Annotated in this window: 13 protein-coding genes; 4 read left to right on the top strand and 9 right to left on the bottom strand. The window is 68.0% G+C overall.

The window, feature by feature from the left end; all coding sequences use genetic code 11:
* Nucleotides 1-189: 189 nt before the first annotated feature.
* Complete coding sequence (locus ACZK39_RS13950; RefSeq protein ID WP_463613639.1) at nucleotides 190-951, bottom strand: SDR family NAD(P)-dependent oxidoreductase; 762 nt, start codon at nucleotides 949-951, stop codon at nucleotides 190-192.
* A gap of 88 nt (nucleotides 952-1,039) precedes the next feature.
* On the opposite strand from ACZK39_RS13950, the gene ACZK39_RS13955 reads away from it, so the two are divergent.
* The 3 genes from ACZK39_RS13955 to ACZK39_RS13965 are packed head-to-tail and all read left to right on the top strand — an operon-like array spanning nucleotide 1,040 to nucleotide 4,582.
* Nucleotides 1,040-2,446: a mycothione reductase gene (locus ACZK39_RS13955; RefSeq protein ID WP_463613640.1), complete on the top strand. Its 1,407-nt coding sequence runs from the start codon at nucleotides 1,040-1,042 to the stop codon at nucleotides 2,444-2,446.
* A complete protein-coding gene (locus ACZK39_RS13960) occupies nucleotides 2,447-3,661 on the top strand; it encodes a glycoside hydrolase family 3 N-terminal domain-containing protein (protein ID WP_463613641.1) in 1,215 nt (404 codons plus the stop codon).
* Nucleotides 3,662-3,697: 36 nt separating this feature from the next.
* Complete coding sequence (locus ACZK39_RS13965) at nucleotides 3,698-4,582, top strand: ferredoxin family protein (RefSeq protein ID WP_463613642.1); 885 nt, start codon at nucleotides 3,698-3,700, stop codon at nucleotides 4,580-4,582.
* Nucleotides 4,583-5,384: 802 nt separating this feature from the next.
* Here the strand turns inward: ACZK39_RS13965 and pstB are convergent.
* The 8 genes from pstB to ACZK39_RS14005 form a co-directional block, all read right to left on the bottom strand.
* Nucleotides 5,385-6,164, bottom strand: a complete 780-nt coding sequence (gene pstB, locus ACZK39_RS13970; protein WP_182782183.1) for a phosphate ABC transporter ATP-binding protein PstB — start codon at nucleotides 6,162-6,164, stop codon at nucleotides 5,385-5,387.
* Nucleotides 6,165-6,182: 18 nt separating this feature from the next.
* Nucleotides 6,183-7,247 carry a phosphate ABC transporter permease PstA gene (pstA, locus tag ACZK39_RS13975; RefSeq protein ID WP_463613643.1) on the bottom strand — a complete coding sequence of 355 codons (1,065 nt, stop codon included), beginning with the start codon at nucleotides 7,245-7,247 and terminating at the stop codon, nucleotides 6,183-6,185.
* Nucleotides 7,247-8,251, bottom strand: coding sequence for a phosphate ABC transporter permease subunit PstC (gene pstC, locus ACZK39_RS13980; RefSeq protein WP_182782185.1), 1,005 nt, complete (start codon nucleotides 8,249-8,251; stop codon nucleotides 7,247-7,249). Before pstC ends, pstA begins: the two co-directional genes overlap by 1 nt.
* A 107-nt stretch (nucleotides 8,252-8,358) precedes the next feature.
* A complete protein-coding gene (pstS, locus tag ACZK39_RS13985) occupies nucleotides 8,359-9,459 on the bottom strand; it encodes a phosphate ABC transporter substrate-binding protein PstS (protein ID WP_182782186.1) in 1,101 nt (366 codons plus the stop codon).
* Between the two features lie 198 nt (nucleotides 9,460-9,657).
* A complete protein-coding gene (locus ACZK39_RS13990; RefSeq protein WP_182799091.1) occupies nucleotides 9,658-10,530 on the bottom strand; it encodes an NUDIX hydrolase in 873 nt (290 codons plus the stop codon).
* Nucleotides 10,527-12,605 carry an RNA degradosome polyphosphate kinase gene (locus tag ACZK39_RS13995; protein ID WP_182782188.1) on the bottom strand — a complete coding sequence of 693 codons (2,079 nt, stop codon included), beginning with the start codon at nucleotides 12,603-12,605 and terminating at the stop codon, nucleotides 10,527-10,529. Before ACZK39_RS13995 ends, ACZK39_RS13990 begins: the two co-directional genes overlap by 4 nt.
* 6 nt (nucleotides 12,606-12,611) lie before the next feature.
* Entirely contained in the window at nucleotides 12,612-13,469 is an 858-nt protein-coding gene (mshD, locus tag ACZK39_RS14000) for a mycothiol synthase (RefSeq protein WP_182782189.1), read from the bottom strand.
* Entirely contained in the window at nucleotides 13,459-14,112 is a 654-nt protein-coding gene (locus ACZK39_RS14005) for a winged helix-turn-helix transcriptional regulator (protein ID WP_370585695.1), read from the bottom strand. The genes mshD and ACZK39_RS14005 overlap by 11 nt, the downstream gene beginning before the upstream one ends.
* 184 nt (nucleotides 14,113-14,296) lie before the next feature.
* Here ACZK39_RS14005 and ACZK39_RS14010 point away from each other — a divergent pair, with 184 nt between their 5' ends.
* Entirely contained in the window at nucleotides 14,297-15,532 is a 1,236-nt protein-coding gene (locus ACZK39_RS14010) for an integrase catalytic domain-containing protein (RefSeq protein ID WP_463612408.1), read from the top strand.
* Nucleotides 15,533-15,602: the final 70 nt, after the last annotated feature.

Genomic DNA, 15,602 nt, shown 5'->3' on the forward strand with positions numbered 1-15,602 from the left:
TTGTCCCGGGTGCGGGCCGGCAGGGCGGCGTTGGGGCCGGGTCTGCTTGGGCGGGATGCCGGTTGGGTGGTCGTCGGGTTGGGCACCGCTGCGCAGTGCCGCCCTGCCGTCCCCCACCCTTGCTGTCTCGACTGGATCACTTGGCTCGGACAGGCAGCCCTCAGTTAGGGCTCAGCGATGACCAGTCGTTCAGCTGGTGGCCACCATCCGCGCGAACCGCGCCTGGAGATGCACCGGGACCAGACGGGTGGCCAACGCCATCGCCGCGTTCTGTGGCCCGTCGACCACCAAAGGCCGATGCGCACGCAACCCAGCAAAGGTGGTCTCCACCACCTGGGAGATGGTCCGGCGACGCCGCATGACCCCGTCGTCGCCGGCGTTGGCGAAGAACTCGGTGTCCGTGGGGCCGGGGCAGATCACGATGGCGCGGACCCCCGTCGAGTACAGCTCCTCCCAGAGCGCGATCGTGAACCGCATCACGTAGGCCTTCGAGGCGGCGTACACAGCCATGGTGGGGATGGGCTGGAAGGCCGCGGTGGAGGCCACATTGATGATCGCCCCGGCGCCGCGCGCCACCATGTGGGGGAGAACGGACCTGGTCAGCTCAGTCAGAGCCACCATGTTGAGTTCCATCTCGTCGCTGACCCGATCCGGGGAGGCGTCCTTGAAGTGGCCCATGGTCCCGAAGCCTGCGTTGTTGACCAGATGGCTCACGTCCAGCTCTGCCATCCGCGCCGCGAGCTTTGCGCGCTCATCCCGATCCGTCAGATCCGCCGGCCAGATCTCCGCCGCCACCCCCGAAGTGGCCCGGATGGAGGAGGCCACGGATTCGAGCAGGTCACGCCGGCGTGCCACCAGAAGGACGTTGTTGCCTTCGGCCGCCAACCCCTCGGCGTACCCCACCCCGAGACCGCTCGACGCACCGGTGACCACTGCCCAGGATCTGCTCATGGCCCCAGCTTACGGGCCGGGATCGACCCCCACCCCGGCGCGCGGTGGCACCCACTGCTCCACGGCCCGTCCATGGAACAATGGCGCCATGCAGCATTTTGATCTGGTGGTCATCGGTTCAGGCTCAGGGAACTCGCTGATCGACGAGCGCTTCGCCACCTGGAACGTGGCATTGATCGAGCGTGATGAGACCTTTGGGGGCACCTGCCTGAATCGCGGCTGCATCCCCACCAAGATGTTCGTGCTGCCGGCGGACCATGCAGCCGCGCCCTCCGACGCACGACGCCTCGGCGTCGATCTCCAGTACCGCGGCTCGGACTGGAAGGCCATCCGCGACCGCATCTTCGGCCGTATCGACCCCATCTCGGCCGGTGGGCTCCAGTGGCGTGAGCGCTCTGGCAACGTCACGGTCTTCCACGGCGAGGCGCGGTTCGTCGGACCGCAGACCCTGCAGGTGGGAGACGACCGGATCAGCGCGGACCACATCGTCATCGCCACCGGATCACGACCGCGAACCGTCGACGTGCCTGGCCGCGAGGACGTCGCGGGGCTGGTCCACACGTCGGACACCATCATGCGGATCGACGAACGGCCACGTCGCCTCGTGATCGTGGGCGGCGGCTACATCGCGGCAGAATTCGCGCACATCTTCTCAGCGCTCGGCACAGACGTCACCCTCATCAACCGCTCGGACGTCCTGCTGCGCCATCACGACAGGGAAGTGGCGGAACACTTCGCCGCCCAGCTGTCGCGGCGGGTGCATGTGCGCCTCAACCAGCAGCTCAGCTCCCTGGAGGCCGCCGGTCACGGGGCCATGACTGTGATCACCAAGGACCGCAACGGCGTCGAGTACGAGTACTTCGCAGACGCACTCCTGCTGGCCGTCGGGCGGGTGCGCAATGCGGATGCGCTGGACCTGGCCGCGGCCGGCATCAACGTCAGGGCGGATGGACAGATTCAGGTCGACGCCCAGCAGCGCACCAACGTGCGAGGCGTCTGGGCGATGGGTGACGCATCGTCGGACTACCTGCTCAAGCACGTCGCCAACGCCGAGATGCGCACCGTCCAGCACAACCTCCTGCACCCCGACAACCTCGTCGAGACCGACCACCGCTACGTGCCGCACGCCGTGTTCAGCGACCCCCAGATTGCCAGCGTGGGCGCCACGGAGGAGCAGCTGAAGGCATGGGGCGTGCCCTTCGTGGTGGCGCGCCAGCGATACGCGGACGTGGCCTACGGCTGGGCCATGGAGGACGAGGGCCACTTCGTGAAGCTTCTTGCGGACCCCCACACCTGGCACCTCCTCGGCGCGCACATCCTCGGCCCCCAGGCGCCGACACTGCTCCAGCCCCTCATCCAGGCCATGAGCTTCGGGCTACCGGTGACCCAGATGTCGCGGGGACAGTACTGGATCCATCCTGCGCTGCCCGAGGTGGTTGAGAACGCGCTGCTGGGTCTGGTGGACTCGCACCACCCCATCTACCTGGACCGCTGAATGCCGGCCCCATCTGTGCGGCTGTCGCTGGTCTGCGCGGCGGCTCTCGCCGCCGCCGGTTGCGCCCCCGGCCCCACGCTGCCGCCGTCGATGACAACCACCCAGGCCTCCCCGGCGGCCGCATCCCAGGCCACTGAGGCGTCGCCCCCGCACCTCACTTCTGAACCCACACCCACGCTCACCAGCTGCCGCAGCATCGCCGAGGGGCTCGACGGGCCCGTCAGGGTGGGCCAGCTCTTCATGGTGGGCGTCTCGACCGGCGGCCTGGACCAGACCACCCGCTCCGCCATTTCGCTGGGCCGGGTTGGGTCAGTGGTGCTCCTGGGGAACACCACTTCTGGTGTCGACGGGATCCGCGCCTTGACCGCAGAGCTGGGCAGCCTCGGCACCGCCGAGCTCCCGCTGATGATCGCCGTCGACCAGGAGGGCGGACAGGTGCAACGGCTCCGGGGCCAAGGGTTCGATGCGATACCGGCCGCCACGGATCAGGGCGAGCTCGGCGAGGGCGAGCTGAGGGCCGCCAGCAGCCTGTGGGGGGATCAGCTGAGCATCGCAGGCGTCCACTACAACCTCGCGCCCGTGGCAGACGTCGTCCCGGCGGACAAGCAGCGCAGCAACGAGCCGATCGGGCTCCTGTCTCGCAACTACGGCAACGATGCACCGACGGTCTCGCGCTCCGTCGTCGAGTTCGTCGAGGGGATGGGGGAGGCTGGAATCGCCACCTCCCTCAAACACTTCCCCGGTTTGGGTGAGGTGGTCACCAACACGGACTTCGGCGCCGCCACGGACGACGACATCACCGCCGACCACCCCTCCTTGGAGCCGTTCCGTGCGGGCATCGAGGCGGGCGCGAGCTCCGTGATGATCTCCTCCGCGGTGTTCACCCAGCTCGACCCCGGCGTGGAGGGCGTCTTCAGCCAGGTGATCATCTCGGAGCTGTTGCGCTCCGACCTGGGCTTCGACGGCGTGGTCATCGCCGATGATCTCGGCGCCGCCCGATCCGTGGCGGGGGTCACGCCGGCAGACCGGGCGGTGCGCTTCCTCGACGCCGGCGGTGACCTCGTCATCAACGCCGATCCCACCCTGATGAGCGCCATGATCGACGCCACCGCGGCCAGGGAGGCCACAGACGAGGACTTCAGTGAACGCGTGCTGGACTCCGCCGAACGGGTCCTGCGACTCAAGGCCTCAGTGGGGCTCGTCGACTGCGGCTGACCGTCCCCCCCGTCGTCGACGGCTAGGCTGACGGTCATGTCGCGCTGCTCCGTGCTGTGGTCCGCCGCCGGTCTCCCCGTCTGGGGCACCGCGGCCCGCGCGGACTTCTGGGTCTGCCTCGAGGCACCCGGCCCCTGGGGCGCCAAGGCCGCCACCAGCGCCCGAGCGCTTGACCCGGCGGTGGGGGCGCGGCTCGAGCGGCTGATCGAAGAGATGGGCGGCCGCCTGCTGCTGATCCGCCAGGCGGCGCGCAACACCGTCGGCGACGACCCCCTCACGGTCCTCGTCTCCGGAGGATTCGACGAGGAGGGCTGGCTCACGCGGTTCGAGGTGGGCGATGCCAAGGGACTCGTCGAGTGGCTGGACAGCTGGCGGCAGGCGGGCATGCCATCGCCACAGGACACCGTCGCTGAGCCGGTGCTGCTCGTGTGCACGCACGCCAAGCGGGACCGGTGCTGCGCGCTGGAGGGCCGCCCCATCCTCGAGGAACTCGAAGGGGAGCTGGGAGTGGAGTCGTTGTGGGAGTGCTCCCACCTGGGGGGTCACCGGTTCGCGCCCACCGCACTCCTCCTGCCGACGGGGCAGGTGCTCGGGAGGATGGTCGCGGGGGAGGCCCTCGCGGCGTATCGGGACGCGGGCGTCGGGCTGCTCTGGCCCGGCGGTGAGCGCCGCGACAGGGGACGCAGCCACCTGCCCCCGGAACGGCAGGCGGCGGAGGCGTGGGCGCTGGCCCGGTTCGGAGCGTCTCGCTCTCAGGACCTGGGCAGCCGGATTGAGGGAGACGCGGTGGAGGTGCGCCACGGTGAGCGTCGCGTCATCGTGCGGGTGTCGCGGATCGACACGGGCGACGAGGCGCCGCTGAGCTGCGGCAAGGAGTCGGAGCCGATGACGTACTGGTCCGTCGAGCCGGTCCAGGAGTAGCCCCTGGTTTGCCCCGTCTGGGGTGTTGTGGTCGGGTTCGGCGGCTGTGCCCCGGTTCGGCGGCCGTGCCCCGGTTCGGCGGCCGTGCCTCGGTTCGGCGGGCTGTGGTAAGGCCGGGTTGGCCGGTGGTCGGGTTCGGCGGCGTGTGGTGGGGGGCGGGCCGCCCATGATGCCGGCGGCGGCGCTTCGCGCGCGGCGCCGTCATCAACGCCCACCCAACCTGCCCCGCCCCCCACCTCCCGCCGCCTTGGCGGACGCCAGAGGCCGCGTTGGCGGACACCTCGCGTGCCCGCGGGGTGAGCCGGTCGGGCGCGGAGCGCCGCCGACCGCGTCGAAGCCTTCGTCGGCGCTTCGCGTGGCCAGCCCTTCGCTGGATCTCAAATCGGCGATCGGCGCCATCGACCCCACGATGAAGCGCGGAAGCTCAGCGAGCGCGCGTTGCCCTCTGCGTAAGGGGGACGGTGGTCGGGGCGGCACTGCGCAGCGGTGCCCAACTCGAGGATCACCCAGCTGGCATGCCGCCCAGGACCATCCCGACCCAAGGCCGCCCCGACCAGTGGCGCCCGGACCCGGCCACGCCACAGAAGGAGTCTGCGGGGAACCGGGATCCGATGCCCGGGCGGCCCTCAGAAGCGCCGCAGGCCCCGACCACCTCGTCAGTCGCGGAGACCCTACTCACTCGACCACCACGGGCCGTCCGGGCATCGGATCCCGGATCCCCGCACACACTGCGGCCCCCGACCATGGGGCTAGGACAGCGGAACGTCACGACGCTCACACCTGTGGGCGGAGCGGTAGGGGATCAGCCGAAGCGGCCGGTGATGTAATCCTCAGTGGACTTCTGATCCGGGTTGTGGAAGATCTTCTCGGTGGGCCCGTACTCGATCAGCTCGCCCGGCTGCCCGTGCGCCTTGAGGTTGAAGAACGCCGTCTGGTCCGAGACGCGCGCGGCCTGCTGCATGTTGTGGGTGACGATCACGACGGTGTACGTCTCCTTCAACTCCTTGATCAGGTCCTCGATGGCCAGCGTCGAGATGGGGTCGAGGGCGGAGCAGGGCTCGTCCATCAGCAGCACATCCGGCGACACCGCGATCGCGCGGGCGATGCAGAGGCGCTGCTGCTGCCCGCCGGAGAGGCCGGATCCCGGCTTGTCCAGGCGGTCCTTCACCTCGTTCCAGAGGTTGGCCCCCTTCAGGGACTGCTCCACCAGGTCATCGGACTCCGACTTGCTCATCCTGTCGTTGTTGAGCCGCACGCCGGCCAGGATGTTTTCCTTGATCGACATGGTGGGGAAGGGGTTCGGGCGCTGGAACACCATGCCGATGTGGCGGCGCACGCGCACCGGATCCACCGACTTGTCGTACAGGTCCACCCCGTCGAGCAGCACCTGGCCGTCGACGTAGGCGCCGTCGATCACCTCGTGCATGCGGTTGATGGACCGCAGCACCGTGGACTTGCCACACCCGGACGAGCCGATGAAGGCCGTCACGGCGCGCGGCTCGATGGTCATGCTGACCGACTTCACGGCGTGGAACTTGCCGTAGTAGATGTCGAGATCCTTGAGCTCAATTCGCTTGGACATTTTCCTGCGTCTTCCTGATCAGCGGCCGGACTTGGGGGCGAATTTCCACGCGATGAGTCGACCGATCGCGTTGAGGCCCATGACGATGAGAATGAGGGTGAGGGCCCCTGCCCAGGCGCGGGCGTAGAAGGGATCCTGGGGGATGCCGGGGGTCACGTACTGGTAGTACACGAACACGGGCAGCGTGGCCATCGGGTTGGAGAACGGGTTGACGTTCATCGACGCCGTGATGCCTGCGGTGACCAGCAGCGGGGCGGTCTCGCCGATGACGCGCGCGACGGACAGCACCACGCCCGTGACGATGCCGGCCAAGGCGGTGGGAAGCACCACCTTGGCGATGGTGCGCCACTTCGGCACACCCAGTGCGTACGAGGCCTCGCGCAGCTCGTTGGGCACCAACCTCAGCATCTCCTCCGTGGAGCGCACCACGGTCGGGATCATCAACACCGACAGGGCCACCGCTCCGGAGACGCCGTTGTTGGTGCCAGGCCCGAAGATCAGGCTGAAGACGGTGTAGGCGAACAGCCCCGCGACGATCGACGGAATGCCGGTCATCACGTCGACGAAGAAGCGGATCGCCGAGGCCAGCTTGCTGCCTGCGCTGTACTCGACGAGGTAGATGGCTGTGAACAGCCCGATCGGAACGGAGATCAGGCTGGCGATGCCGGTGACGATCAGCGTGCCCCAGATGGCGTGCACAGCCCCGCCGCCTTCACCGATGACGCTGCGCATCGAGTAGGTGAAGAAGTTGATGTCCATCCGCTCGAGGCCCTTGGCCACTGTCTGCCAGATCAGGGAGACCAGGGGGAACAGAGCGATCAGGAAGGCGCCGGTGACGATGTGGCGCGCGTTGCGGTCCTTGGCCTTGCGCATGCCCTCGACCGACCAGGACAGCGCGAACATGGCGGCCAGGAAGACGAGTACGCCGATGATCAGGACGCTGCCGATGCCCGCGGCGCTGAAGAGGGCCAGGACCGCCGACGTGACCGCGAAGGCGACGACGAGCATCGCGGGCGTGGTGAAGCGGGGCAGCTGGCCGGCGGTCAACTCGCTGGTGCGCGTGGTCAATGTGGTGGCGCTCATCAGTTGGCTCCCGAGAATTCCTTGCGCAGGGACAGGACCCAGCGCGCCGTCATGTTCACGGCCAGGGTGATGACGAACAGCACGAGTCCTGTCGCGATCAGCTGGTTGATGCCCAGGCCGAAGGCCTCTGGGAAGGCGAGCGCGATGTTGCCCGCGATGGTGTTGGGGTTGCTGGAGGTCAGCATCTGGAAGTGGATGATCGCCGCGGGCGAGAGCACCATGGCGATAGCCATCGTCTCGCCGAGGGCGCGACCGAGCCCGAGCATGCACGCAGAGACGATTCCGGGGGTCCCGAACGGGATCACCGCCTGGCGGATCATCTCCCAGCGGGTGGCGCCCAGGGCGAGTGACGCCTCCTCGTGAAGCCGCGGGGTCTGCAGGAACACCTCGCGTGAGATGGCCGTGATGATGGGCAGCACCATGACTGCCAGCACGACGGCGGCCGTCAGAACGGTGCGACCCGTGCCGGAGACCGGACCGGAGAAGAACCAGCCGAAGACGGGAAGCGGTCCCAAATTGTCCGCCAGCCATACGTACATGGGGCGCATCAGCGGGGCCAGGGTGTTGATGCCCCACAGGCCGAAGACCACCGACGGCACTGCTGCCAACAGGTCGATGATGTAGCCGAGACCGGCTGCGAGCCTCCGTGGGGCGTAGTGGCTGATGAACAGCGCGATCCCGATCGCCACGGGAACAGCGAACACCATCGCCAGCGAGGCGGCCCAGACGGTGCCGAAAGCGAAGGGGAGCGCGTAGCTCCAGAACTCGCCGTACTGCAGGTCCTCGGCGTCTGCGGTCAGCGCCGGGATCGATAACCCGACGAGGAACGTGGCGACGGCGGCGAGGATCACGAGGATCAGGGTGCCGGATCCGGTGGAGATCGCCTTGTAGAGCTTGTCCCCGAATCGCTTGCTGCTGTGGTGGAGGGCGTGACTCTCGTCCTCCCGATGGGGGAGCGAGTCCTTCTGCGGCGTGGTGGGCGCCTCCGCGTCCGTCGTCGACATGGTTCTCCTGCTGTTGACCGATGGGGCCGGGCGGCTGCCCTGAGCCCTAAGAGTCGCGCCTCCCGCAAACGAGAGGCGCGACTCCTGGGATTACTGGGATCCTACGATCACTTGATCGAGTCGATGGCGGCAATCACCTTGTCGCGCAGGGCGGGGGCCAGGGGAGCGGAGCCCGCACCCTCGGCCGCGTCGAGCTGGCCCTGCTCGGAGGCGACGTACCCGAGGTACGCCTTCACCAGTTCGGCCTTGGCCGGATCCGCGTACTCCGCGCAGGCCATGCCGTAGGCGACCAGCACGATGCCGTAGCCCTCGGCGCTGCGGTCGAGGTTGATCGCGAGGTCGTTGGCCTCGCGACCCTCCTCCATCGGGGAGACGTCCACCGCGGCGGCGGCGTCCTCAGCGGTGGGGCCGTAGAAGTTGTCGTCACCGATCTTGGCGACGGAGAGCTCCCCGGCCTGCGAGGCGTCGGCGTAGCCGATGGTGCCGGTGCCGCCGGTGACGGCTGCGACGACGCCGGAGGTGCCCTTGGCGGCCTCGCCGCCCTCGTAGGTCCACTCGCCGTCGGCCTCGTTCGTCCACACGGAGGGGGCGGTCTTGTTGAGGTAGTCGGTGAAGTTCTCGGTGGTGCCCGAGTCGTCCGAGCGGTGCACGGGGGTGATGTCCATGTCCGGGAGCTCGACGCCCTCGTTGGTGGCGACGATGGCCGGGTCGTTCCACTTGGTGATGGAGCCGTTGAAGATGCCGGCCAGCGTGTCGGGGTTAAGGTTGAGCTCAGTGACACCCTCGAGGTTGAAGATCACAGCGATGGGTGAGACGTAGATCGGGAGGTTGTAGGCGATGGAGTCATCGGCGCACAGCGACGAGGCGCCGGCCACGTTCTCCTCAAGGGTGAAGGCGCGGTCAGAGCCGGCGAAGTCCACGCCTGCGCCCATGAAGGCCTCGCGGCCGGCGCCGGAACCGTCGGGCGCGTAGTTGACGGTCATGCCCGGGTTGGCGTCCTGGAACTTCGCGATCCAGGTGGTCTGCGCGGAGTTCATGGCGGAGGAGCCCTTGCCGGCGAGGGTGCCCTCGAGGGTGGAGACGGCCGAGGAATCGGCGGTGGCGGCGGAATCAGTGGTGTCCGGCGTGGTGGTGCCCTCGTTGGCCGCGCAGGCCGACAGGAGGAGCGCGGCAGAGAGGCCGAGAGCAGCGGTCAGACGAATCTTCATTCGGGGAGTGCCTTCCGAGAGGGGGGTGGGGCTTGCGTGCGGCCCCGGAACTCGATGTGTTTCGGTTCGTTCCTGCATCGGACGGTAAAGAATCGAAGTAACGCGATGAGTCCAGTTCGGTTAACAGAAGATGAACGGTGGTCGAGTTCTCACGCGGCGAACCCTACGATCGGGTAATTGGGGGTTCGCGGGATGCCGTCAAGCGGTGGGCTTGTGGATCTCGACGGCCACCTTGTCGCCGGCGTCGTCGCGGTGCACCACGACCACCTCCGCGACCACCATCGGCCGCGGCGAGAGATCCACGCCGCTGAACATCGCCGGGAGGACCGGCCGGTGCCCGCACAGCGCGGTGGGCACCTCAAAGGTCCGGAACAGCTCACGAGTGTAGGAGGTGACCTCGTCCGGGTGCACGGTGCCCTTCTCCTCGGTCAGCACATCGAGGGTCTCGATGGTGAGGCCACGCTGATCCGCGTAGGGCCTCAACGTGTCCACGCAGCGCGTCGAGGACGACGACACCAGGCTCTCGATGCCGTACGCCGAGAACAGCTGGGCGAGTTCCTTCGCCTGGCGCCTGCCGCGACCGGCCAACCGTCGCTCCTGGTCCGGGCCTGTCCAATCCTTGCGAAGCATGGCCTTGGCGTGCCTGACCAGGAGGAGCGGGGTGGTGCGCTGCGTGAGGAGGGCGGCCGAGAGGACCCTGCGCTCGTCGGCGTAGGTGAGCCGCCGCATCGCCTTGTCGATCCGGAACCAACGCACCCTGTCCACCTCGGCATCGGGTTCGCGTGGCATCTCCTCCAGCACCTCGGCGCGCCAGTACTCGACGGACTTGGGCCCCTTCTGGAGCTGGTATCGGATCGTCGGCAGCCGTAGGCCCAGCCGGATCACCACTCCGGTCTCCTCGAAGACCTCCCGCACTGCCGTCTGCGGCGCCAACTCGTCGGCCTCGCCCTTGCCCTTCGGCAGCGACCAGTCGTCGTAGCGGGGGCGGTGGATCAGCAGGACTTCGGAGTCATCGCCGGAGCCGCGCAGGACGACGGCTCCGGCAGCCCGGATCTTGGCTCTCTTGGTCATCGCGAGGAGCGTCGGGCCGCTGTCTGCTGGATGAGCCACTCCTGGAGGTCCAGGAGCGGGGTACCCGCGTCGTCAGTGGTGTGCGCCGTCCAGGTGGCGTCGGTCAGCTCCCAGTGGACGGTGCTGTCCGCGAACGCCATCTCGAAGAGGTCCTCCACCTGCTTCACGTGGGCCGGGTTGCTGATGCCGACGATCGCCTCCACCCGGCGGTCCAGGTTGCGGTGCATCATGTCCGCGGACCCGATGCCGACGATCGGTCTGCCACCCCCCGCAAACCACAGCACCCGCGAGTGCTCCAGGAACCGGCCGAGGATGGAGCGGACGCGGATGTTGTCGCTCAGGCCGGGGACACCCGGGCGAATGGTGCAGATGCCCCGCACCCAGATATCCACGGGAACGCCGATCTGAGAGGCGCGGTACAGAGCGTCGATGAGAGCCTCGTCGACCAACGAGTTGACCTTGATCTTGATGCCGGAGACCTTGCCGGCGAGGTGGTTGGCGATCTCCCCGTCGACGTAGGCGAGCAGCCCCTGGCGGATGCCGTGGGGCGCCACCAGCAGACGGCGGTAGTTGGTCTCCTGCGTCATGCCGGAGAGGTGGTTGAAGAGCCGGGCCACGTCGTCGCTGATGACGGGGTTGGACGTCAGCAGTCCCATGTCCTCGTACTGTCGCGCGGTCTTCGGGTTGTAGTTCCCGGTGCCGATGTGGGCATACCGGCGCAGCCCGTCGGACTCCTCGCGCACCACCAGGGAGAGCTTGCAATGTGTCTTCAGGCCCAGCATGCCGTAGACGACATGCACCCCCGACTTCTCGAGCTTGCGGGCCCAGCCGATATTGGCCTGCTCGTCGAAGCGGGCCTTGATCTCGACGACGGCGAGCACCTGCTTCCCGGCCTGGGCGGCCTCGATGAGGGCGTCGACGATGGGAGAGTCGCCTGAGGTCCGGTACAGGGTCTGCTTGATGGCCAGCACGGCAGGATCCGCCGCCGACTGCTCGATGAAGCGCTGCACAGACGTGGCGAACGAGTCGTAGGGGTGCTGGACCAGCACGTCGCGCAGTTTGAGCGACTTGAACATGTCCGCGGGGCTGGCGCTCTCCACCTCCGCGAGATCAGGGTGCGTGATGGGCAGGAAATTGGGGTACTTCAGGTCCTCGCGCTGCGAGTCCGCCAGCGAGAACAGGCCAGTGAGGTCCAGCGGGGCCGAGAGCCGGAACACCTCGTTGTCGTGGACGTCCAGCTCGGCCATCAGCATCGCCAGCATGTGCTCGTCGATGCCCTCTTCCACCTCGAGGCGCACAGGCGGGCGGCCCACCTTGCTGCGGAGGAGTTCCTTCTCCAGCGCGAAGAGGAGATTCTCCGCGTCATCCTCCTCCACCTCGATGTCCTCGTTGCGGGTCACCCGGAATGTGGTGTGCGAGATCACCTGCATGCCGGTGAACAGCTGCCCCAGGTGACGGGAGATGATCTCCTCCAGCGGCAGGAAGCGGCCCTCGGCCAACTTGACCAGCCTCGACAGCACAGGCGGCACCTTGACCCGCGCGAACTGCCGCCCACCGGTCTGTGGGTTCTTCAGCAGGACCGCCAGGTTGATCGACAGCCCCGAGATGTAGGGGAACGGATGCGACGGATCCACGGCCAGCGGGGTGAGGACCGGAAAGATGCGCTCCGCGAACAGGGCGCGCATCTTGTCCTTCTCGGAGGCCGTCAGCTGATCCCACCGGAGGATCTGGATGCCCTCGGCGGCCAACTCGGGCCGGATCACCTCCTGGAAGACGCGCGACTGCTCCACCACCAGGTCGGCCACCTTGCCCAGCAGCTCGGAGTGCAACTCGCCCGGCATCTTGCCGGTGACGGTGGGGACGGCGACGCCGGCGGCGATGCGACGCTTCAGGCCCGCGATGCGGACCATGAAGAACTCATCCAGGTTGGAGGAGAAGATGGCCAGGAACTTGGCCCGCTCGATCAGCGGGATGCGGTCCCGGTCCCGGGCGAGATCCAGGACGCGGTCGTTGAACTGAAGCCAGGAGATCTCGCGATCCAGGTAGCGGTCCGTGGGTAGCGGGGTCTCACTCAATGTCCCTCACCTCTCGAGGCGGTAGCTGGTGTCGGTCTGGGCGATCCGGAAGCCAGCATTCTGGTACATCCGGACCACCCTGTCCTGATCGCCCTCAACGTAGAGCTGGACGGTGCGGTCACCCGCTGCGGCCAGGTGCGCGAGGCCGTGTGCCAGCAGGGCGCGCCCCAACCCCTTGCCTTCGTGGGCCTTGTCGACGGCGATGAGGTAGACCTCACCCAAGGCGTCGCCGTGCCGCTTGGTCCAGTGCAGGCCCACCACGTCGTCGCCGTGCAACAGGACGAAGAATCCAGCGGCGTCGAACCAGGGCTGGCGGGTCAGGTCGTCGAACTCCTTCGCCGTGAGCCGGCCCTGCTCCGGATGGTGCGCGAAAGCCCGTGCGTTGAGCGCCAGCAGCGCTGCGGCCCGATCCGGGGTGTAGGTGACGATGCGGTAGCCCTCGGGGAGTTGCCCCCCCGGTTCGTCGCTGCGGAGGGGGCGCTCCATGCGCAGCAGCGTGCGAACCGGTGTCAACCCGAGGCGCCTCGCCAGTGCGTCACCGCCGGGCAGAGTGCCGAACGCCCACACGGCGGAGTCCGGGTGGGCCCGGAGCGCCTCCGTCAACAGCGCGGCGCCCACCCCCTCCGAGCGGTGGGCGGGATGCACGCCCAGGAGCAGCGTGCCGTCGCGCTCGTCACACACCACGAACCCGTGGGGGTCCGAGCGCGATCCCATGAAGAAGAAGTCTGCCTCGCGGGTGCCGTCGATGCCCATCGAGCCGGACTCGTTGAGGGGTGAGATGCCGTCGTGCTCGGTGATGGCGGCGACGAGGCGCCTCAGCGCGTCCTGCATCGTCGGCGTCAACGTGTTGAGGCTAATCAGCACGGTGTCCCTCCCTCGAGCTGGCGAACCGGTAGCCCACGTTGCGTACGGTGCCGATGTAGTAGTCGTATTGGCCGAGCTTGGCCCGGAGACGGCGCACGTGGACGTCCACCGTACGGGTCCCGCCGTAGTAGTCGTAGCCCCAGACCTGGCTGACCAGGGTTTCCCGCGACAGCACCCGCCCGGGGTGTTGCATCAGGTAGCGCAGCAGCTCGAACTCGGTGTAGGTGAGGTCCAGGGGGGCGCCGTCGAGGCTGGCCGAATAGGCCGCGCCATCGACACGGATGGGGCCGGCGGTCAGCACATCGGGATCGACGTTGGCCTTGGCCAGGATGCGGAGGCGGGCGTCCAGCTCCGCGGGCTCGCCGCCCGCCGCGACGAAGTCGCTGAAGCCCCAGTCCGGCGACAGGACCGCCAACCCGGAGGTGGCCACGAGCAGGAGGACGGGTGTGCCGCCGCTCTTGGCCAGGGTCTGGCAGGCCGAGCGCGCCCCTGCGAGATCCGTGCGGCCGTCGACCATCACCACCGCCACCGCCTCGGCCTCCACCAACGCCTGGGCGGCGGAGGTGACCTGCGTCACGTGATGGCTCAGCAGGGTCAGCTCCACAGGGGGTTCCCCTTCCGAGACGAAGAGAATATTGCTCACGCGGGAGACCTCCTTCCGGTCGAGTGACTGGCTCATCGTAACGCCGCGGGACTCCCGGCGTTATCCGCCGACGATCATCAGAGAAGTCAGCCGCGAAAGGGTGATCGTTCCTCACACAACTGCAGCCGCGAACGTGAGGGCGGTTCACGCTGGAGCGATGGGATCGGATCTATCGAGGACTGCCGTGATCGAAGTGACACGCAAGTACGCCCGGGCGTATGTGGCGGCGACGAAGAAGGTCAAGGGTGCGATGCTCGACGAGTTCTGCCTCGTGACCGGGCTGTCGCGGGACCGGGCCCGGCACCTGTTGACCGCCACCGGCACCCGGCCCTCGAACGTGGCCAGGATCGACCGCCGCCGCGCGAAGCCGAGGAAGTACTCCACCGATGCCGCCAGGGTTCTGGAGCGGGTGTGGGTGCTCTCCGGCTGTGAGTGCGGCCCCTACCTGGCCGCGGACATGACCAGGCTCCTGTCGAACCTGGAGGCCAACAGTGAGCTCGCCCCGGGGCGGGGCGGTTACAGCCCGGGGGTGCGTGCCGAACTGGAGGCGATGTCCGGGGCCACGATCGACCGCTATCTGGCCGGGTTCAAGGCCACCCACGGGCTACGCGGGTTCACCACCACCCGGCCGGGTCCGCTGCTGCGGACCTCGATCCAGATCCGCAAGGCCGGCGACGAGGCCGAAGCCGAGCCCGGGTTCCTCGAGGTCGACACCGTCGCCCACTGCGGCCCCACCCTGAAGGGCGAGTTCGCCCGCTCCGTGTCGTTGACCGACGTGGTCACCGGCTGGACCCAGGTGATCGCGATCCGCAACAACGCCCGCCGCTGGATGCTTGAGGCCCTCGACCAGGCCATCGACCTGTTCCCATTCCCGATCCAAGGCCTCGACTGCGACAACGGCTCCGAGTTCATCAACCACGACGTCATCAACTGGGCCGGCCACCGCGACATCTTCTTCACCCGATCACGGCCCTACCGGAAGAACGACCAAGCCACCATCGAAGCCAAGAACAACCACATCGTGCGCCGGCGAGGGTTCTACTACCGCTACGACACCCCCACCGAACTCGCGCTCCTCAACCAGCTGTGGCCCCTCGTGGCTGACCGCGGTAACTACTTCATCTCCACCAAGAAACCCGTCGGCTGGGGCGCCGACAAGGCCGGACACCGTAAACGCATCTACGACCGCCCCAGTCCACCCCTGGACCGGCTCCTCGCCGCCCAGATCCTGTCCCCAGCCCAGCAAGCCGACCTGCTGGCCCGCCGCGAGCAGCTGAACCTGGCCGAACTCACCCGCGACATCACCCGCATCCAAGGGCTCCTGATCGCCGCCGCCAAAGACAAAACCGACGCCCTCTACACCGCCAAGCTGACCCTCCCCAGCGCCACCACAGCGATCAAGACCCCACGCACCGCCTGACCCATTTCGCGGCTAAACCATGTGAGGAACCAGGAATCATTTCGCGGCTACCTTGACATGAGGAACTACG

It is taken from the genome of Tessaracoccus luoxuelianae (assembly GCF_055326245.1).